Origin of the sequence: Nocardia barduliensis (assembly GCF_013315795.1) — a bacterium.
GTDB lineage: Bacteria > Actinomycetota > Actinomycetes > Mycobacteriales > Mycobacteriaceae > Nocardia > Nocardia barduliensis.
Map to the genome: position 1 here is coordinate 30,518 of NZ_JABLTE010000057.1, position 19,743 is coordinate 50,260.

The 19,743-nt window shown below is 67.8% G+C and carries 16 protein-coding genes and 1 pseudogene; 12 read left to right on the forward strand and 5 right to left on the reverse strand.

Features of this window, described 5'->3' with window-relative positions; translation table 11 throughout:
* Positions 1-183: 183 nt before the first annotated feature.
* From HOV91_RS23250 to HOV91_RS23260, 3 genes are all read left to right on the forward strand, one after another.
* Positions 184-423 carry a hypothetical protein gene (locus HOV91_RS23250; RefSeq protein WP_043736049.1) on the forward strand — a complete coding sequence of 80 codons (240 nt, stop codon included), beginning with the start codon at positions 184-186 and terminating at the stop codon, positions 421-423.
* A 141-nt stretch (positions 424-564) separates the two neighbouring features.
* Positions 565-1,374, forward strand: a complete 810-nt coding sequence (locus tag HOV91_RS23255) for a hypothetical protein (protein WP_157227536.1) — start codon at positions 565-567, stop codon at positions 1,372-1,374.
* A gap of 219 nt (positions 1,375-1,593) precedes the next feature.
* Entirely contained in the window at positions 1,594-2,700 is a 1,107-nt protein-coding gene (locus HOV91_RS23260) for a hypothetical protein (protein WP_157227535.1), read from the forward strand.
* A gap of 30 nt (positions 2,701-2,730) precedes the next feature.
* Here HOV91_RS23260 and istB read toward each other — a convergent pair whose 3' ends face one another.
* From istB to HOV91_RS23285, 5 genes and pseudogenes are all read right to left on the reverse strand, one after another.
* Entirely contained in the window at positions 2,731-3,510 is a 780-nt protein-coding gene (istB, locus tag HOV91_RS23265) for an IS21-like element helper ATPase IstB (protein WP_043736045.1), read from the reverse strand.
* A 128-nt stretch (positions 3,511-3,638) separates the two neighbouring features.
* A pseudogene (gene istA / locus HOV91_RS23270) lies at positions 3,639-5,153 on the reverse strand (IS21 family transposase); the annotation flags it as partial.
* Positions 5,154-5,733: 580 nt separating this feature from the next.
* The gene (locus HOV91_RS23275) at positions 5,734-7,800 is read right to left on the reverse strand and encodes a hypothetical protein (protein ID WP_157227534.1); all 2,067 of its coding nucleotides are present in this window, start codon (positions 7,798-7,800) and stop codon (positions 5,734-5,736) included.
* Positions 7,801-7,818: 18 nt separating this feature from the next.
* Complete coding sequence (locus HOV91_RS23280) at positions 7,819-9,888, reverse strand: ATP-binding protein (RefSeq protein WP_043736042.1); 2,070 nt, start codon at positions 9,886-9,888, stop codon at positions 7,819-7,821.
* Positions 9,885-10,610, reverse strand: a complete 726-nt coding sequence (locus tag HOV91_RS23285) for a hypothetical protein (protein WP_217441043.1) — start codon at positions 10,608-10,610, stop codon at positions 9,885-9,887. The genes HOV91_RS23280 and HOV91_RS23285 overlap by 4 nt, the downstream gene beginning before the upstream one ends.
* Before the next feature lie 504 nt (positions 10,611-11,114).
* Here HOV91_RS23285 and HOV91_RS23290 point away from each other — a divergent pair.
* From HOV91_RS23290 to HOV91_RS23330, 9 genes are all read left to right on the forward strand, one after another.
* Positions 11,115-11,726: a hypothetical protein gene (locus tag HOV91_RS23290; RefSeq protein WP_043736040.1), complete on the forward strand. Its 612-nt coding sequence runs from the start codon at positions 11,115-11,117 to the stop codon at positions 11,724-11,726.
* A gap of 195 nt (positions 11,727-11,921) precedes the next feature.
* Positions 11,922-12,662 carry a hypothetical protein gene (locus HOV91_RS23295; protein WP_043736038.1) on the forward strand — a complete coding sequence of 247 codons (741 nt, stop codon included), beginning with the start codon at positions 11,922-11,924 and terminating at the stop codon, positions 12,660-12,662.
* Between the two features lie 89 nt (positions 12,663-12,751).
* Positions 12,752-14,167 (forward strand): DUF3560 domain-containing protein, encoded by a 1,416-nt coding sequence (locus HOV91_RS23300; protein ID WP_083887951.1) that lies wholly within the window; start codon positions 12,752-12,754, stop codon positions 14,165-14,167.
* Positions 14,168-14,459: 292 nt separating this feature from the next.
* Positions 14,460-15,974 (forward strand): ATP-binding protein, encoded by a 1,515-nt coding sequence (locus HOV91_RS23305; protein WP_043736035.1) that lies wholly within the window; start codon positions 14,460-14,462, stop codon positions 15,972-15,974.
* A gap of 174 nt (positions 15,975-16,148) precedes the next feature.
* A complete protein-coding gene (locus HOV91_RS23310) occupies positions 16,149-16,691 on the forward strand; it encodes a hypothetical protein (RefSeq protein ID WP_043736033.1) in 543 nt (180 codons plus the stop codon).
* An 86-nt stretch (positions 16,692-16,777) separates the two neighbouring features.
* On the forward strand, positions 16,778-17,767 hold the full coding sequence (locus HOV91_RS23315) for a DNA-processing protein DprA (protein WP_051047210.1): 990 nt from the start codon (positions 16,778-16,780) through the stop codon (positions 17,765-17,767).
* Positions 17,764-18,450 carry a magnesium chelatase domain-containing protein gene (locus tag HOV91_RS23320; protein ID WP_174187532.1) on the forward strand — a complete coding sequence of 229 codons (687 nt, stop codon included), beginning with the start codon at positions 17,764-17,766 and terminating at the stop codon, positions 18,448-18,450. Before HOV91_RS23315 ends, HOV91_RS23320 begins: the two co-directional genes overlap by 4 nt.
* A gap of 5 nt (positions 18,451-18,455) precedes the next feature.
* Positions 18,456-19,250 carry a hypothetical protein gene (locus HOV91_RS23325; protein ID WP_043735723.1) on the forward strand — a complete coding sequence of 265 codons (795 nt, stop codon included), beginning with the start codon at positions 18,456-18,458 and terminating at the stop codon, positions 19,248-19,250.
* 102 nt (positions 19,251-19,352) lie between these two features.
* Positions 19,353-19,743: class I SAM-dependent methyltransferase (locus HOV91_RS23330; protein ID WP_498072315.1), on the forward strand; the 391-nt coding region annotated here is incomplete at its 3' end.

Consider the following 19,743-nt stretch of genomic DNA (forward strand, 5'->3'; position numbering starts at 1 on the left):
GATGAACTCGGCCGAACTCGCGCGATCGGTGCCGATACGGATCCGGTTCGACGGCGCCACGATCGCGCAACGCCACGGCACGCCTGCGGCCCGCTGCGGGTGTCCCGAGTCCGCGCGCTCGGTCCTGGGCGGTGTCCACGTCCGCCATCACGAGCGGTATATGGGCGGTGACCCCGCCGCTACGTGTGGTCCTACGCGGGTGCCCTGCACACCGGCAGTCTCGCCGACTACGGCGAGCACTTCGAATCCCTGGACCCTGATGCCCAGCACCGGCTCGCCGCCGCCGCCGGGGACGAACTGCGCACCTGGACCGAGCACTACCGGCTGCACATCACCACCATCATGACCGATACCTACTGCGTCCACTACCGCCTCGCCGTCGCCGACGAACGGGTGGAACTGGTCATCGACACATCCTGTTGACCGGTCGACACCGGCGCGACGCCGGAGTTCGAGTCCACCACGGCCTTTCCGGCGGCCCGCGCTGTGCAGCGTCGTTCGATTCCCGCCCGCTGGGCGTGGGTCTCCTTGTCTGTGTCCATTCTGTGTGAAAGGTGATCATTGATGGCTGTGAGAACGTCGGTGTCGGTGCCCGAGTTCGCTCGCGAGGTCCTGGCCGAGTCGCGAACCGAAGGCAACAACCTGTTCCTGCCCCAGCAGTTGAGCAAAGCCGACTACCAGAAAGTCAACAGGGTCCTCGAATCCATGGGCGGACAATGGAACCGCCGCGCACAAGCCCACATCTTCCCCGACGACCCCAGCGAGACCATCGCCGCAGCGGTGGCTCGCGGCACGACCCCCAACACCGACAGGAAAGTACTCGACGCGTACTACGCGACCCCCGAGCCGCTGGCCCGCCACATCGTTGCGGGTGAGCACTCCGGTATCGCCGCACTCGCGCCCGGCGCGCACGTGCTCGAGCCCTCGGCCGGCGATGGCGCGCTTGTGCGGGCGATCCTGGCCACCAACCCGGCTGTGCGGGTCACCGCCGTCGAGCCCGACCGCGAGCGTGCCGCAGCCATCGACTACGACCCGCGGGTCACCATCGTGATCGCCAGTTTCGAGGAATTCGCCGCGACAGCGACACCCCGGTACGCGGGCGTGGTGATGAACCCGCCGTTCGCACTGCCGGGGCAGCCGACGGTGTGGATGGACCACCTCTACACCGCTTGGGGCCTGCTCGACGATGGCGGAGGGCTGCTGGCTTTCGCGCCCAACAGCTACACCTACCGCACCGACCGCGACCACCGGGCGATGCGGGAATTCATCACCGCCCACGGCGGTCACGAACCACTGCCCGCCGGGGCCTTCACCACCTCCGGCACCCAGGCCGACACCGTGCTCCTGCACGCCCGCCGCCCGCTCGACCGCTGACAGAGCGGCAATCCGGAGTACGGATCTCCACAGGACGGGCCGCTGCTTTCGATTCCGGCGCCCTCGATCGGCGCGGTCCCTCCACGCGGCGCGTAGTGCCCTGCATTGCCTGGGCCGTGAGCGCACCCGCTTGGGGGCTGCTTCGTTCGCGTGAGTGCCCGGGGTATCGCTTCCGACCGTGCTGCCGGGCCGCGTCATCTGCCGAAAGGAACGGTCGCCATGGTCGAGGAAACCGAGGGATTATTCCCTCTCCCAACGCTTTTCGATGACGATGCGATGCCGCTGTGCTGGTCTTTCGGTCTAGGCGTAGACAGCGCCGCGGGGGTCACCCGTACTCTGCTCGACCCAGGTTTCCGGCCCCCGCAGTTGCTCGATGATCTGTCGAATCTGCTGGTCATGGTCGCCCAGACAGGAGACGAGTGGCGATCGGCCTGTGACCTTGTCGCGCAACATATCCTGCCGTTGCTCGCCGCCCGGCGAGTGCGCTTCATCGAAGTCGCCCGTGCCGGTCCCAGCGTCGCCGACGGGATCGTTGTCCTGCAAGACACCCGGACCCCCACACGTCTGCATCCCGATCCCGACGAGCACGGCTTCTACCCGCTCTCGGCCGAACACCGCGGCAACGGTGTCATGCCCACCCTCAACGGGCGCGCCTGCTCAACCAAGGCAAAGGGCCAGCCTTTAGATACCTGGCGTGCAACACATTTGGGACCGCGCCCTTACATCCACGCCGTGGGGTTCTCCGCCGAGGAGACCGCAAGGATCGCCCGCGACACCTCAGTCACGATGGGCGGGCGCCGCCACCCGATCTACCCGCTGCACGCCGCCGGGATGAGCCGGGCGATGAGCCAGGGCTACCTGTACGGATTGTTCGGCGTATGGTGGCCCAAAAGTTGCTGCCGCCAGTGTGGTTACGTCAGCGTGCCCAGTTGGCCCGATCAACTCGCCCGCTACCGCACCTACCCCGAGGAAGCCTTCAAACATCTCGTCGACGAGTACTGCACGCTGGCGCTCAACCACCGCAGCGGGCTGTTCGGGCCAGGTAAATCGTTGCGGGACAGACTCAGGGCAGACGGTGCGTACGAGGTCCATGCCTTGGCCGACGCCGCGATGGACTCGTGTGAGTGGGCGGTGTATCGAGTGCGGCGCTGCTACAGCGCCCGCGCGACCGCGTGGCGCGCGGTCGAGATCACCCATCGCGCCGACCGCGCCGCAGCCGAGCGGTTCGTCCTCGACCTCGCCGATAGCCTCGGGATCGCTGTACGTGCCGACGGTGAGCACACCCTGTCGGCGCTCACGTTATTCCCGGGCGCTCGGCTCACGTAATGGGGCAGGTGGTGGGTCCTGGGTTATGTTCTACCCGACCTCCTTCTGTTGTGTCTTGGGCTCGTCTTTGGTGCCGGGGCGTTTGTTGGGCCGGTAGGACGGCCCGTTCATGAACACTTGGTGGCTGGTGTTGATGAGCCGGTCCAGAAGTGACTCGGCGACGACAGGGTTCGGGAAGAGTGGATACCAATCCACTGGTGACCGGTTCGAGGTGAGCACCATGGAGCCGCCAGCGGCGGTACGTTCGGAGATCAGCTCGTAGAGGTCGTCGGCCTGGGGCGCGGTGAGCTCGCGCATGCCGAAGTCGTCGAGGATCAGCACGGCGGGCCGGACGAATTCGCGCAGTCGCTTGTCCCAGGTCCTGTCGGCGTGACCGCCGGCGAGTGTGGCGAGCAGTCGGCTGGTTTTGGTGAATCGAACCTCGGCGCCCTGACGGATGGCCAGATGGCCGAGTCCTTGGGCGACATGGGTTTTCCCGACCCCGACCGGGCCGAACAACACCACCGATTCACCGACTCCCAGCCAGCGCAGCGCACCGAGGTCACGGATTTGGGCGGCGGGGAGTTTCGGGCTGGCGGCGAAGTCGAACTGCTCGAGGGTGACTTGTTGTTCGAACTGGGCGCGCCGGATGCGGCGCGCGATCGACTGGGACTCGCGGCGAGCGATCTCGTCGTGACACAACACCTGCAGGAACTCGATATGCCCGAGATCGCCGGCGCGGGCCTGAGCGAGGCGGGATTCGAGAGTTTGCAGCATCCCCGACAGCTTCAACGTTCGCAGTGCCTGTTCCAGGGCGACATCGACGATCATGCCGACACCCCCTCGCCCTGCTCGTCGTCGGCGCCATCACGAGCGTCGTCGTCCCGGTCGGTGTTCGTGGTGGCGGCGATCGCGGCTGGGCTGTTCGGGTTGGGCAGGGCCACGACGTTGCCGAACAGCCGCGAAGGGCCGTGCAGGAACGCCGCGGCGCCTCCATCACCAGTGCTCGGTGGTGGCGGGTCGGCCTCGAGCCCTGCGGCGAGGATGCCCTTGATGGTCCGATAGGACGGATCCCCGACGGCGATTGCTTTGGCGCACGCCAATTCGAGCCGCTCCGGTCGGTGACGATCGGCCAACCCGAGCACGCCCTGGGCTGCGCGGAGCCGGAACAACGCGTTCTCCGACAGTAATTCCGTGATCACAGCCGTGGTGAATTCCCCGATCTCGGCAGCACGGTTTCGGCACCAGGTCGGTCCCCGCATGGCGAAGGCGATCTTCTCCGGCGGGTAGTGCGACATGTCGGTCTGCTTGCCGAACGGTTTACGCACATGCGTGGCGATCAGCTCGCCATTGTCGAAGATCTGCACCATCGAATACGTCGACCGCGCATCCACCCGACGGCCGATATGCCGCCACGGCACCGAATACAACGCCTTGCCGACCTTGACATGGACATCCGGGCCGACAGTGCCCGTCGACCAGTCGGCGAGGACGAAGTCTTTGCGCGGCAACGCAATCAGCGTTTCCGCCTCGACCGCTTCGAACACCGACAGTGGTGACGCACCACCGAGTGGCCTGCATGACCGCCGCCCGGCCACCTCCCGGCACCACGCAACCGCAGCCTCCTGCATCTGGGCCAGCGACGTCCATTCCCGGCCCCGCCAGAACGAGTCACGCACATACGGCATCGGCCGTTCCACCCGCGGCTTGTCCTTGGGTTTGCCGCGCCTGGCCGGATCCACCAAAGTCCCGTAATGGTGAGCCAACTCGGCATAGGACCGGTTGATCTTCGGGTCATACAGATCCGGACGCGCCACCCCGGTGCGCAGATTGTCCGGCACCAACCGAGCAGGCACACCACCGAAGAACGCGAATGCCTCCACATGCGCCTCGGTCCAGGCCCGCTGATCCATCGACACCACCGGACGCACGAACATCAACCGCGACATCGCCAGCACCATCACAAACGCCCAGATCCGGCGCTTGCGGCCACCGACCGGGTCGACCCACGAACCCAGATACCCGTAGTCGATCTGAGCTTCTTCACCCGGCGGCGGATCATCGCGCAGCACCGTCACCCGCTGCCGCTGGTTCTCCTCCGGCAGGTTCGCTGCGATATACCTCTTCAGCGACGCCGCCGATGCGACCAGGCCGTGTTCGTCATGCAGCCGCTGCCAGATCGTCTGCTTGCTCACCCCAGCCTCGAGCATCGCCACGATGAAATCGCGATGCTTCTCGATCTCCGGCCACGTCACCTGCCGCAACCGAGTATCAGCCAACTGCGGGAACCACTCCCGAACCAACTGGCCCCACTCCTGCGGCGACCGCGCCGGCCCACCCGGCGCCAACCCCGCCGCGATCGCCGGATCCACATACTTCTTCACCGTCTTACGATCCAGCCCCAGACTGGACGCGATCTGGCTCTGCGAACGACCCGCATGCCAGTGAATCAAAATCTCGGTCACATCGACCACGTCGAACGTTCTCCTCGCCAATACCAGCTCCCACCAATCGCATCGATGGGAGCAACCTTCGTCTCGGGAGGACCACACCAGCCGCGCTCACCTTCCCGCTGGGGAATTACGTGAGCGGACACCTGCGGAATTACATGAGCGGAAACTGCCTCAACCTGGGGATTTCCGTGAGCGCCGACACACCCGGCTCTGGCTGACCGTCGAGACCGAGAACTATCCACGCTTGGAGGAGTTCTTCGTCGCGGCCCCGAACACGATCACCCCGAAGAAACGTTCAGGTTTCGAAACCCGGTGGGGCGGACACGCCGACGAGCGCTTGCTGGCACTCGAACACATGTGCCTTGCAGGGGTAATTGACCACTCTCATCGATAGTTGGCCAGTACACGTGTTTCACCGTTCAACTGGGGCTCTCGGTGGCCGTTTTCCGGATTTGTCTGCGGCGCCGGTGATGTCGAGTGTCGTACGTTCCACGCGGAGAGCCGACTCGTGGGGTTCGCACCACCTCTCGATGAGTTGGCGTGGATAGGTCCTACAGCGGCGCGGAACTCATTGGCTTTGGGCTTGCGGCCTCATGAGCCATCACTTTGAGTAATCCGAGGGTGGCAATCGATTGCCAGGCAAAATACCTACGACGACCTTCCGATCAACTGTGGCTCCTGCCGGACGGTGGGTCGCGACCCAGATCAGCTCATCGAGTCTGAGGGTGCCGCTGCTGGAGGTCTTCGGCGTCAGGTCGAGTACGAGGAGCAGGCCGAAGGGGACGTTGGTGTTGCTGTATTCCGTCGTTTGAGTCAGGTAGGTGGACTCGATGTGCTGGCGGCTGTTGTCGTGATCATCTTTCTTGATCTCGGCCAAGTAGCGCAGCGCGTCGAAGCGTACGATGATGTCGCCCCGTCCGAGGGCCAAGTCGATTGGCTCAGCACTTGCCGCGTAGTGGAGGGGGCCCGAGTCCAGCCAGCTACGGAAGTCCAATTGCAGGTCCTCCTCAAGCGGTTGGCGTTGGTCTTTCTCGGGCCGCTGGCGGTAGTCGTAGACCGGTTCGCCGTTACGGCGCCTCTTGCCCAGAAGGCTGGATTTTTCCAGGTCTAGGCGCGACTTGAGGAATAGGACGGTCTGGTACACCAGCGCTGAGAAGGTGACATGTACTCGCCCGGTGTAGTGGGGGTGTCCGGCCAACTGGTCGAGGATGCGGTGCACGATCGGACCTACCACTGGGTCGTTTGCGTCGAAGCGGCTTTGATCTGCCTGCTCGGCGAGTCCGCCGAGGGAAGACACAACGTCGTCGGTCAGGTCTGCGGTGAGGTCTAGTGCTGCCTTCTCGCCCATGGCGCGGACCAGCAGTGGCGCCAGGCGGTACAGCCGTTGCGTAGGTTGTGGGTCTTCGTCGTCGGGGTTGGCTTCGCCGTCGGGCGCGCTGGATCTGGGGGTGCGAGGTTGTCGGGCGCGGATCCTGCCCAGGAGAATTTCGGCTGTTGGGTGGTCGAATTGGGGGTGGCCGGTGTGCTGTTCGGATTGATCTACGGCGCGTTCGAGGATGTGCAGGAAGTTCTGCTCGCGTAAGAAGGTGTCTTCGATTGCGGGCTTTACGAGTAAGGCCACACCCGCGTCGGTGCTGGGGCCCAACGGTTGGACGGTGCGGATCGAGTTGTAGGCGGAGAGGACGGCGTCGAGGGCGTTCCACGGGCTCATCCAAACCGTGTCGGCGAGAGTATTCGAGGCTGTGTCCAGCAGCAGTAGGAGCTGGTGCCATCCGAGCAGGGCCGAGCGACGGGGGCGGGTCCAGGTGGGCTGGTGGGTACGCAGTTGCCATGCGGTGAGTTGTTCGAGTGCCCTCGTAAGGCGTACAGCCGCGTTGACCACTGCGCCGGTGTCGTGGCGGCTGAAAGCGAGAACCGCGTCGCAGGCCGCGATCAAGCAGTCGGCGTCGGTTCGGGCTTCGTCGGTGGTGCTGGCGGCGAGATCTCGCCGGGCATCTATGAGGTGTTGGGTGACCTGGGTCAGGTCGGTGCTCGATAAAGCGTTGCGGAGTCGGTCGCAGCCTAGTTCGTAGACCGCGTCCGAGTCGGAAGCTTCCAGTTGGGCCAGCTCACCGAGGAGGCGGCGCAGCGTGGTGGCTGCTTCCGTCTCCTCCGCCCAGCTGTCGAGTGCCGCGCCCAGGGTGCGCGGCAGCAGTTCGACGAAGTCTTCCGGGGCGTCCAGCACGGAGAGCCGTTCGAGGAAATCCCACACCCGAAAGGGCCTCACGGCCTTGCCGATGGCCAACCGCACTGCGGCGTCCAGCCGGGTACCGGCGAGTATTGGGGCGTCCTGGACCGTCTGTGCGAGTTGGTCGAGAAGTGCGTCGAGCAGCGCTGGTCCGTGAGAACTGAGCACCGCTGGACGGGCCAAAAGTACTTCCAAGGCGCTGGACAGGGCCAGCACGCTTTTCTGCGCCGCCAGACCGTCGACGAACAGTCCGGTGACATCCGCCCATCGCTGGTCGGCGTCGTCCGCGGTAATGGCCTCGGCCAGCAACGGTGCCAATGGACCTGCGGCGATCTCGCGGGCTTTGTCGAGGATCTCCGCCACGGGAATCGCGATCGTTGTGAAGGACACCCGCTGCCCGGCTGCGGCAAGGTTGTTCAAGCGATCGGCCAAGTCAGCCACGTCGTGTTCCTGGCCTGGTCACCACAGCGGCTCGTTCTCGTCAGCTTCGATGGTGTGCTTGGCGTCGAGGACAGTGTGGACAAGGTCGTAGTCGCGGGTTGTGATCACGACCTGAATGCCCTGTTCTTCAGCGACCGCCGCGAGTTCGCGGAACAGGACAGTTGCGTCGAGGTCTTGAACCTCCTCGGCTTTGGGGCTGTCGATCATGACCAGTCCCGGGTGGGTCGAGACGCCATAGGCAGCCCCGACGCGCAGCAGGGCGATGACCAATGCGATGCGCAGGCGCAGGCGGGCACCGGAATCGCAATCGCTGAACCAGTCCTCGCCGCCCCCGTCCTTGGTGACCTTCATCCGAGCACCGCGGTCGATGCGCACGTTCTCGAGCGAGAGCATGCCGAACCGACGGGACAGGTCGACGACCTCTCGCCCCAAGTCGTTGAACAGCGCGTCCGCGGCGTTCTTGTTGTCGGCGTCGAGGATCTTCACCGCCGTGTCCAGCACCCGCAGAGTCACCGTCTCGTTGTCGGCTTCGTCCCCGCCCGGCGGGGACGAAGCCGGCAGGACTTCCAACGCGCCTTCGAGGCGCCAGACTGCCTGCTGGGCTTGCATCACCTCGGGCAGCGCGGTGGCCGACCGCGCAGATCGGAGAAGTTCGTCTGCGGTAGCCAACTCCGCGGTGAGGGCCCTGAGCCGAGTACGCGTGGACTCCGCGTGGGCTCTCACCTGGTCTTCGGCTTCCGCAGCCGCGTTCAAGCGGACCTCTGCCTCTGCGATGATCTCCATCGCCTCGGCGTCGTCGGTGTCGACCGGGCGGTCGCACACGGCGCAGGCGTGGGAGTGGTGCTCCCTGTGCCTGCGGTCGGTCGTAATGGCCTGATCGCACCGCGGGCAGGCGTCAGGGTCCAGTCCCTGGAACAGCGCTCTGGCGACCTTGCTCTCGCGGACGTCGGCCAGGCGCTTGGCTGCCCGCTGACGGTCGGTTTTCGTGCTCTGCTCGGCGCGCCGGGCGTCGTCGTCGACCGCTCGGGCGTCGGCGACCTGCCCGGCCAGGTGCGCGGCTTTTCGTGCGAGTTCCGTGAGGGATCCGCTGTGCCCGGCGGCGGCGGTGAGCTCGGCCAGTCGTGCGCGTGCGGTCACCAGTTCGGCCTCGATGCGCGTGCGCTCTTCTAGACGCTGGGCCGCTTCGCGTTCCCACTCGGCTTGGCGGGCTTGTGCCTCGTTACGGCGGACATCGCGGGCGGTCCTGACCCGGGTGAGCGCTGCGGCTGCGGGGAGGTCCAAGAAGACCTGAAGCAGCCTGCCCGCCAAGCCGGACATCGGATGGTCTCCCAGCAGGATCTTCGTGCTGGCTGAGCCCAGGTACATCGCGGCAAAATAGGCTGGCCATCCGTGGGTCTGCGTGCTGGTCTCGTTTAGCGTGCTGACAATCTGAGACAGGTCGAGCCGGTCCAACATCAGGTTGGCCACCTGCTCGGCGTAGCTCTGTTCGCCGGTCGCCTGGAGCAGGACAGTCACTTTCTGTGCGGGGTCCGGTTCCCGGGCATGAGCAAGGACGGACGCGCTGGGTGCGGTGAGGACGGTCGCGGACGAGATCGCCCCGTCGGTGATGTCCAAGCGGAAACCCATCGACTGTCCGGCGACGGTGATGTCCAGGTCGAGGTGATTCAGCCAGCCCCGGACGCCGCTCTGCAATTCCCGCCGCGGTGTCCCGCGCAGGCACCATGTGATCAGCTCCAGGACACTGGTCTTACCCCGGAAGTTGGACGCGACCAGAGCCGTCAGGCCCGTGGTGAAATCAAATGTCGTATCGAACGCGCCGGGTGCGACCTTGCCCGCGCGGACTCCCTCCAACCGCAGGCGTACCAGGCGCAGCGACCGCGGGCGGGCCGGGGTGAACACCAAAGGCCACCCGTAGGTGGCGAACACGTCCCGTACCTGTTCCGCGGTGACCTTGGCCCGGTCTGCGATTCGCGTATCCAGCAACGCTTCACCGGACACCGGCGGCTCCTGCGCGCCCCCATCTGCCACGGTGCTCGCATCTTTACCGGTGAACAGGGCGTGCTGGTCGTCGCCCACAAGCCCGGTCATCGTCGTTCTCCTTGCGTAGTGTCCACAGCCTCACGCGAATCGGCCAAGTCGGCTTGCAGCGCCGCCAAGCGGGCACGTGCCCGCGGTGCCACCGTCGAGATGTGCTCGTGCAGTGGTGTATCGGCATACTCGCGCTGCAAGTACTGGCGGTTCTTCAACTGCGTTCCGCCGAGACCATCCGCGAGTCTCACCACCAAGTCGACCCGGTCGACGTAGTACTGGAAGACCGGCTCGTCGGCGACGATCTCGCGGGCCACCCGCCTGCCTTCGTCGAGGAGGTAGAAATCGCTTTGACGCACCCGCTCGATCGTGCCGCTGCGTTTGCGGGCGGCAAGGCCCGCACCGCGTAGAACCGCCATCGCGTTGTCGATGTTCTCCCACGCGCCGAACTTGTTGCGCAGCATGGGGTATCGACGCACCTCGGGTTCCTCGGACTCCAAGATCGACGCGGCCATGGCGAGCAGCGGCTCCTCGCGACTGCTCTCGTAGTCGTTGAGCAGCTCGTCTGCAAGGTAGTCGGGGTTGCGCAGCCAGAAGTCGAGCTTCAGCAACCGCACCGTCGTGCGGACAACACACACCGCGGTGCTCAGCCCGGGAATCCTCCGCTCGGTGTCGTCCACTGGTTCGCCCGCGCTGTCGAGCAACAACAGGATCCGAACAGCGTCCTGCTCCCGGCTGGTCACCGGATCCTCTGCGCTCAGTGGATCGGCCCTTTGGTCCACGCGCTCAACGTATCAGCCGATCTGACTGCTACGTCGAGAACTCGACGAAGGAAACTCCTGAACCGCAGTCGCGTCGCGACAACGGCGTCGGATGTCCGCGGCCCACTGGCCCACAAACCAATCGATAACCGGGCCAGCCCGCAGCCCACGTCCCTGGATAGCCAACTATCGCCACGCGGCCCGGCCCAAGAATCGTTGTTCGCAACGCCTCTGCCAGCGTCACCAAGCGCGGGCATGGCCATGCATGGGTGCGAGTCACAACCCGCCGCCACCGCCGGGCGCATGGCACCAGCCCTGCGGCATGACCCACTCCGGTTGCGGCCACGACAGTTTCGGCCCGCGCCGACCGTCCTGCCGTCCCGCCGTGCGGATCACGCAGCGGTCCACTGACCGGACCGGTGGTGTCGCTGCGTCATCCCTCCGTGTCGGCACCGTCGCTCGGATCACCGCTGGTGTGGCGGCCGAGCACGGATATCGCCACAGCAGAGCAGAAAGGGACCGCCCATGTACCCGATCAGGACCTGGTTCACCACCGAGGATATCGAGTGCCTGGTAGCGACCGCCGCAGAGCTGTGGGCCGCTACCGGGGATCCCCACGACGTCCTCGGTACGTATCAGAAGGATCTGCTGGCTCGTGCACACGAGCTGCTCAGCGACGACGAGCCCGCCGACGCGCCGGCGGGCGGTTCTCCCGACACCGCCTTCGTCATCGGCCATCACGATCCGTGCCCGTTTGCTCTGGACGAGGCCGCGTTCGCGGGCTGGATTGCGGCGGAAAGGGATCGGATCGCGGGCAACATCCCGTGCAGTCACGACGAGCAGCCCGCCAGCGACCTGGTGGCACTGCTCGACGCCGCTCGCAATGCCGACGTTCTCACCGGCGACCCTCCGCTCGAAATGCTCGTCGACCACGACAACACACCGCAGCTTCCCGGCTTCACGCTCATGTTGCGCAACTGCAGCGGTGGGCAGGAAAGCGTCGCCGTGACCACCGGATTCACCGAAATACTGTTCCCCGACAGTGGACTCTCGACGGCCGCGGCAATCCATTTCCACCTCGAACACATTGTGGAGATCGCCAACGGCCTGCTCCACCTCATCACGGGTCGTCTCTGACAGCCCATGACATGAAGAGGGCACGCACTGCCCGCAGCGGCTCCGGCGAACACCGCCGCGGCGACGCCGTTCCAACATCGCCAGCACAGATCCCGGTCGCGTCGCCTCCTCTGACTCGCCGCGGTCGACGCTGCCGAGCGACCCGGTCGCCGAATCGACGAACTCTGTTCCGACAACAGCAAAGGCAGGAAGCTCATGATCTCCGTCCCGGAACTACGTGCATGGGTGTCGGGTTTGGATACCTCCGGTTTCGTCGGTATCGACGAAGGGGGCCTCACTCTGGTGGAGGTCGGCGACGACGACCTTCTCACCGGCGCCTATCTCGAGGTCGGCGGATGCGACGACGACACCGAGATCGAACCGCCGTCGGTCACCGCTGTCGAGCCCGCGCGCGCGAGTGCCGCGCCCGGGGCGGCGGTGATCTCGGTGGCGGATCTGCTGGCGATGGTCGGCGGCAGCCTCACCCGCACCGAACTCCCCAAGGTGCGCGCCGCGATCCGGAACTCAAGTGTCGGTGACTCGCTCGGCGATGTGGTGTTCGCCGTCATCGCCGGACGCCGCCGCGAACTCACCGCCGAACTGCGCGCGTTCACCGATCCCGAGGCGTTCACCACACGTCTGGGCCCGGCACCGCTGGTCTCGGTCAGCGCTGAGCGGATCGGTGGCCTGTTCGCCGCGATCGAGGAAGCGACCGGACTGTCGTTGATCCGCGTGCGCTGCGGTGACGCCGCGCGGCTGTGCGTCGACGACCGCGTGACGGGCAGGTTGTTCGAGGTCGGCGACACTCTCGAGTCGTGGTTGCTCGGCGAGGCCACCTTCCCCGGCCTGACCGCGGAGTGGATCGGCGCACCCGTCGACGACTTCACCCGCGACGAACTGACCCGCACCGGCCCCCGCGACTATCAGCTGCCCGAAAGCTCACCCCGCCGCGACTGACCCGCGGCTACAGAAAACGGCCGAACGAACCCAACCCTCACACATGCGTAGATGCGCATGTCGACAACTCTTGGAAGGAGGTGGCGCTCTTGTCGGCACTCACGATTTCCCATACCGCCGAAGAGGGCACCCTGTTGGAAGGGACCGACCGCGGTGATGGCACCTACGAGGTGATGTGCGCGGTGCGCGACGCGATTGGGCATTGGCGGTGGGCCAGGAGCCTTCAGTGTTGGATCGTGGTGTCCTCGCGCGATCGCCAGCCCAAGCAGTACCACATCGACTACGCCGCCGAGAAGTTGCGTGAGGCCGGATACACCGTCGAGGTGGACATCGACCGCAGCGTGCGCGCCACCGAGGACGCCGAGACCGACCGCGCCCTGCGACAGGCTGACCGAGTCGATGCGTTGCAGAACAAGGCATCCCGCAAAGACGCGGAAGCCGCCGCCGCGGAAGCCGCGCATCAGCGCGCCCACAACGCCTTGCCCCCGTTCGGAGAGCCTGTCAAGATCGGGCACCATTCCGAACGCCGCCACCGCAACGCCATCGACAAGTCGTGGAAGGCGTGGGGCCGCTCGGTCGAAGCCGACCGCGACGCCACCCGCGCCCACCATCGCGCCGAGGCCGCCGCCCACACCACCGAGCACCGGAATTCCCCGCGGACGGTGGCCAACCGGATCGATATCCTCGAGGCCGAGCAGCGTGGCGATCAACGCGCCCTCGACGGGCACACCCGCCGGTTCCTCGACAGCGACGGCAACGTCTATCAGACCGAAACCACCGGCCCGGCGACCGGCGAATACCGGGAGCGCGTGCTGGGCCGAATGACCCAGCGCGAGCGGGACATCGCCTACTGGAAACAGGTCCGCCAAACCCAGATCGACCAAGGCTTGACTCCCGGCTGGGGCCGTGACGATTTCACGGTCGGGGACTTCGTGCGCGCCCGCGGGGCGACGTGGCGTCAGATCACGCGGGTGAATCCGAAATCGGTGTCGGTGGTGAACTTTTCCCTGTCCCCGTTGGCAGTGCATACCATCGCGGCGAAGATGACCGGTCATCGGTGGATCACCACCGATGACACGATGCGCTTCCACGAGATCACCGCCGTCATGACCGAGGCCCAGGCCCACGAACGGTTCCCCGACATCTTCGCCGACCTCGACGCCAACAGCCTGCCGCCGCGCCCGAAACGCAAGGGCGGGAAGACGAAACTCGACTACCACCGTGGCCTGCAGGCCGAGCACTGGTCCTGGAGCATCGACGGCATCGAATACGACGCGGTGTGGGCGCACCCTTCGCACTGGTTCGCCACCCCGCCCGAGCCCATCACCGAACCGGGTGTAGTGCGTCTGCGCGCGCGTCGCCGCCCGGCCGGGCGCGTGCACGGTAACCCGGTCGAACTCCCGGTGACCGAGTTCGCGATCACCGGGCCGGTGTGCTGGCCCGAGGAGGTCCACAACCAGGTCCGTGTCCTGGTCGAGGCCCGCACCTACCTGCCCGCCGCCTGACCCGCCGACACCCCTGCCGGGCCACACACCGGGCCAACGACCGCCCCACGATCCCGCTGTGGCTCGCGCAATCCCGCTGTCACACAACAGCATCCGGCGACAGCGGCAACGCCGCCAACCCGTTCGGCCGTCATTCGACCGATCCCCTGCCGGCCTGCCCTCCTGCGGCTTCCCGTCCATGTCCCGCACCGAGATCGGAGACCACCATGCCCTCCACTCCTGTCCGTCACGCCGCGGTATCGACCCGTCGTCTGCCCCTGTCCGTCGACCCCCCACATGAGGGAGGTCGGTGATGGGCGCGGTGGCCTGTTCGGTGATCGTGCGCGGACTCACCGGGCACCTGCGCGAGGTCGCGGCCGAGATCACGCCGGGACTGCCCTCGCTCACCGTGACCGGTCCCTCCGAGGACCTGCCGCACGCGTGCATCGACCGGGTCCGCGCCGCGGTCGCCAGCTGCGGCTGGGGGTGGCCGCAGGCCCGGGTGACTCTCAGGATCTCGCCGCCGGTCGGCTCGGGCATCGAGGGTATGCACGACCTCGCACTGGCGGTCGCGGTACTCGCCGCCACCGCCCCCGCCACGATCCCCGCACCGCGCCTCGATGGGGTCGTGCTGCTCGGCGAACTCGCCCCCGATGGCCGTCTGCGGCCCGTGCGCGGGATCCTGCCCGCGGTCCTGGCCGCCCGCGACCACGGACGCACCCTCGTGATCGTGCCGCGCGAAAGCCTGGCCGAGGCCGCCGTCGTGCCGGGGATGACCATTCTCGGCGCCGATCATCTCGGCGCTGTGCTGGCCTGGCTCGGCGGGGCCGACCACCCCCTGGCCGTCCCCGCCGCCGTCCCGGCACCACCGGAATTCACCGGCGTGGACCTCAGCGACGTGCGTGGTCACTACCGGGCGCGATGGGCACTCGAGGTCGCCGCCGCCGGGGGCCACCACCTGCGCCTGATCGGGCCACCGGCCGCCGGGCTCGGCGCGCTCGCCCAACGCCTGCCCGGACTACTGCCGCGGCTGACCGAATCCGAGTCGCTGGAGGTCCGGGCGATCGCGTCGCTGGCCGGCACCCTGCCCGAAGGGCCGCTCGCCTCGATCACCGCCCGCCCCTACGTCGAAGTCCATCATTCCTCGAGTGCCCGTGCACTGCTGGGCGGCGCCGCCTCCGCACGTCCCGGCGCACTGGCCCGCGCCCACCTCGGCGTGCTGCACCTGGAGTCCTATCCCGACCTGCACCAGCGCACGCTCGACGCGCTGCGGGCACCGCTGGACGACGGTGAGGTCGTCGTCGCCAACCGCGACAACCTGCTGCGGCTGCCCTGCGACACCCTCGCGGTACTGACCTCGGCCGAATGCCTGTGCCACGCGGCCCGCGATAGCGCGTGTGCCTGCCCGCCAGCGGCCAAGCGCCGCCACCGGGAGCGGCTGCACCGGGTCCTGGCCGAACGCGTCGACATCACCATCCGCGACAACCCCGACGACCGTGGCGGGTTCGGGGCCGACTCCCGCGAAACCAGCGCCGAGGTGCGCCGCCGGGTCACCGCGGCCCGTACGGCGGCAGCGGCCCGGTGGCGCGAGCACGGCTACACCACCAACGCCCGCGTCCCCTCATCGCTTCTGCGCCAACACTTTCCGTTGTCACGGACCGAGGCCGCTCCCCTCGAGGCAGCACTACGGGAGGGCCGGATCACCCGCCGCGGCGCCGACCGGACCCTCGCGGTCGCGGCGACCATCGCCGACCTGCGCGGCGCCGACCATCCCAGCACCCACGACATCGTCGAAGCCCTGCACCTGCACGGATTCGGCAGACCATAGTTCCAGGCCACCACGCACCCACACCCACTGGCGACTCCCCGGTGCCGGTCGGTTGGTTCGTGGTCACCGAACTGACCTGCCGGGTGCGTCGAGGTCCACCCTCGCCCCAGTCAACCCGCCGCCACCCTCTCCCGACGAGAGCGGCGTTGTCGTTCGTTCGAAGGAGCCACCCCCATGTCCACACCCGCCTCTGCCCACTCGCCCGCCACCGACACCGACATCCGCGCCCGGATCGACAACGATCGCGCGCGTGCCGAAGGCTTCGTCTGGGGTGCACTGCACATCCAACACTCCGGCACCCCCGAAGCCTCCACCGCCCAGGCGTTCGCGTCCGCCTACGCCGACCGCGTCACCGAATCCCTCACCAAGGACAACGTTTTCGTCCCCGGCCTGGCGGAAGCGTGGGTCGCGTGGCGGCTCACCGGCGACCTCACCGCCAACCTCGCTCCCGCCCCGTCCCCGGTCGAGCGGGTGCCGGGATTCGAGGAATGCGACGCCGCGTTACGGAACCGGACAGCGTGGTGGCTGTGCGCCGAGGCTCTCGGGTATGTGCGCGGCTGGTGTGACGCGGCCGGGATCGGGTCCGGTGACGCGGTCGATTTCGCCCACGCCCACGCCTACGCCGTGCTCGTGGCCGCGGGCGGGTCTCGCCCCAACATCGCCGACGCCTGGACCAACTGGCGCTCGGGCCGCCCCCTCAACGCCTTCGGCGAATAACACCCGCCACCCGGGCGCCGAGGCGCCACGGCAGTACCGCCCCGATCGACCAGGCCGATCAATTACCAGCAGAACGGAATTCGCTCATGAACAGCACTGATCACTGCCCGTTCGGAGCAGTGCGTGAGCCCCGGCGGCTGGCGTGGGCGCTGCTCTCGCGCGCCGCGCGCGGACCCTCGAAAACGGTGTGGCAGTTGATCGACAGGCTCGGTGTCGAGGACGCGGCGACCGCGCTGGCCACCGGCACCGCCGGGGCCGAGGTGGATCCGGCAGTGCTGGCCCGCGCCGATCCCGACCGCGCGACCGCCGAGCTGGTGGTGCACTACGCGGGCGGGGGCCGACTGATCACCCCCGACGACGATGAATGGCCGTCCGCGCATCTGGCCGCGCTGCACGCACCCGGGTGGGGACCCGAACACTTCGTCGGTCCCCTCGCGTTGTGGGTGTCCGGCACCGCCCGGCTGTCCGAGATCGCCGAGGACGCTGTCGCGGTCGCCGGGACACCGCGCCCGACCGGCTATGGGATCGAGGTCACCACCGCGATTGCCGCCGAGGTCACCGCCCGCGGCATGGCTGTCGCCGCGACCGGCGGTCCCGGTGTCCCCGCCCTCGCCCTGTCCACCGCCCACCACGTCCCGGTGCCGACGCTGACGGTGCTGGCGTGCGGCACCGACCTGGCCTACCGCCACCACAACCACCACCTGCGCTCTGCGCGACCTGGCACCGGTGTGCTGGTCAGCGAATACCCGCCGGGGACCCAGCCGCGCCCGCAGCGTGTCGGGGCGGCCCACCGGTTACTGGCCGCGCTCACCCGCGCCACCGTCCTGGTCGAGGCCGATTGGCGGTGCTGGAGCGAGGTGTCGATCACGTGGGCGCAGCGGCTGGGCCGCAACACCTACGCCGTGCCTGGGCCGATCACCTCCCCAACCTCCAACCCCGGCAACCACCTCATCGCCGACCACGACGTCACCCCGCTCGCCTCACCCCGCGACATCTACCTGCTCGCCGGTGATCTGCCCACCGAACCGTTTCCCGGCGACGACGCCCCGGACCGACCGAACGGAGAACCCGCGTGACCGACACCTTCGCCTGGACAGCGAATCTCACCCGCCACGGCGGCACCGAACTGGCCCTGCTCGCCGCCACTCCCACCACCGCGCTGGACACGGTCGCAGCCTCCGTGGCCGCGCACCCCGTCCCGCCCGAGACCCGGCATCGGGTTCGTGCCGGGCTGGTCAACAGCGACGCCGAATATCCGGGCGAGGAGTTTCGCCTCTACCGCGTCGGCGGCACCGGCCACGGGCCCCACCACGATCTGGCGGTCGCGGTCACCGTCCACCAGCTCGCCGTCGACCCGCCCTGGCGCGGGCTGCTCGACCACGTCCTGTTTCTCGCCGAACTCGGCCTCGACGGCCGCCTGCGCGCCGCTGGCCCGCCGGACACCATCGCCACCGTTGTCGCGGCGGCAGCGCGCACCGAATTCCGCTACGTCGTGACCGCGACACCGGAGAACACCGACGATCTCGACCAGGTCGAGGGCATCACCGTCGTCACCCTCACCGATCTGCGGGCAGTCCTGACCTGGCTCGAATCCCTCTCGGTCGAGCAGCCCGGATCCGCTGCGGCCTGCCCGGCATCGCCAGGAATGCGCATCGCCCACAACCTCGGTCCCGCCCGGGTCCGGCAACTGCGTGCAGTCCTCAACCGCGGCGAGGTCGAGGAGGAGCACGCCCTGTACCTCGGCGACGACAACCGCTGACCCCGGTGGCATCGCGCACGAGCGACGGCATCGACTCGTTGCTCGCCGACCTCGTCGACGCCGCCGAACAACGGCTGAGCGACGTCATCCCAGACACTCCTGACCACCCCGCGCCCGCGGGCGCCCACTTGCGAGGAGATCGCATGGGTTCGACCGGGTTCCGGGTGCCGGTCGATACCGACACCCACCGCTTCGTACTGGACAACCTGCGCCAGAACCTGCCCACCGGGCACCTGCTGGTCGCGCACTGCCGCGCCGCGCTGGGCACCGGCCGCCGCCACGGCGGCTGGTCCTATGCCCTCTACGCCGCGATCGCCGACATCACCACACCGGTGACGGTGTCTGCGCACGTGCTGCTCTACCAGCGCCACCACCGCGGCGGTGTCTCCGAGATCGTCGTCAAGCACCTGCACGAGACCGAAGGCCCCGGCGATCACCACGGCGTCACCCGCCGCGTGCTCGACGCGCTCACCCCCACCGACCATCCCGACGCCTGCCAGTGGCGGGCCGACGCGCTGCGCCACCACCGCGCCCTCGCCACCGCCCGCCGGACGGTCGGCGCGGTCATACGCCTGGACCGCGCCTACACCTACGGCCACGGCATCGGCGCCGTGCAGCAGGTCCTGGTGTGCTCCCCGACCCTCTGGCGGCGCGCCCGGATCACCGACACCGGCGTGGAGATCGACAGCCGCGAACTGCGTGCGGCCCCTGGGTGGGCCCTGCGTGAATTCGAGATCCTGCACGCACCGGCGAGTCCGCGCCACCCACCGCGCGGACCTGAACTTCGGCCCGCCTCCTGAGCGCATTCCGGTCAGGGCCGGCTCCGTTTCCTCGTCCATTCCCCTTTTCGCCGGACCCGGCTCGGGTGCGGCGTCTTTCCTGTGTTCGGAGGTTGATCTCTCATGGGCAGACTCACTCGTGCCGAGGCCACCGCGCATCGCGAAGCGCTCGGGTTGGCCGGTCTACGCCGCGACCTGGACGAGGAGGAAAAACGCTTCGTCCTGGCCCACTATCAGGAGTCGGCCAGCCAGGCCCGCCCCGTCGAGGGCACGTTCTTCACTCCGACGGATCTGGCCGACTGCATGTCCCTGGACGTGGTCGGCAATCGGGTGATCGACCTGTGCGCCGGGATCGGCGCGCTCGCCTTCGCCTGCCGCAACCCCCTCGAGCAGGCTCGTGGGCTGCCCGCGCGCGAAATCGTATGCGTGGAATCGGATCCCGAGTTCGTGGCGGTCGGGATGAAGCTGGTTCCGGAGGCCACCTGGGTCTGCGCCGATGTGTTCGAGGTGGGGC

What these genes read in the sequence shown, in the direction of transcription:
- HOV91_RS23255 (WP_157227536.1), top strand. Translation starts at nt 565, where the DNA reads ATGGCTGTGAGAACGTCGGTGTCGGTGCCCGAGTTCGCTCGCGAGGTC.
- HOV91_RS23260 (WP_157227535.1), top strand. Translation starts at nt 1,594, where the DNA reads ATGGTCGAGGAAACCGAGGGATTATTCCCTCTCCCAACGCTTTTCGAT.
- istB (WP_043736045.1), bottom strand. Translation starts at nt 3,510, where the DNA reads ATGATCGTCGATGTCGCCCTGGAACAGGCACTGCGAACGTTGAAGCTG.
- HOV91_RS23280 (WP_043736042.1), bottom strand. Translation starts at nt 9,888, where the DNA reads ATGACCGGGCTTGTGGGCGACGACCAGCACGCCCTGTTCACCGGTAAA.
- HOV91_RS23290 (WP_043736040.1), top strand. Translation starts at nt 11,115, where the DNA reads ATGTACCCGATCAGGACCTGGTTCACCACCGAGGATATCGAGTGCCTG.
- HOV91_RS23295 (WP_043736038.1), top strand. Translation starts at nt 11,922, where the DNA reads ATGATCTCCGTCCCGGAACTACGTGCATGGGTGTCGGGTTTGGATACC.
- HOV91_RS23305 (WP_043736035.1), top strand. Translation starts at nt 14,460, where the DNA reads ATGGGCGCGGTGGCCTGTTCGGTGATCGTGCGCGGACTCACCGGGCAC.
- HOV91_RS23310 (WP_043736033.1), top strand. Translation starts at nt 16,149, where the DNA reads ATGTCCACACCCGCCTCTGCCCACTCGCCCGCCACCGACACCGACATC.
- HOV91_RS23315 (WP_051047210.1), top strand. Translation starts at nt 16,778, where the DNA reads ATGAACAGCACTGATCACTGCCCGTTCGGAGCAGTGCGTGAGCCCCGG.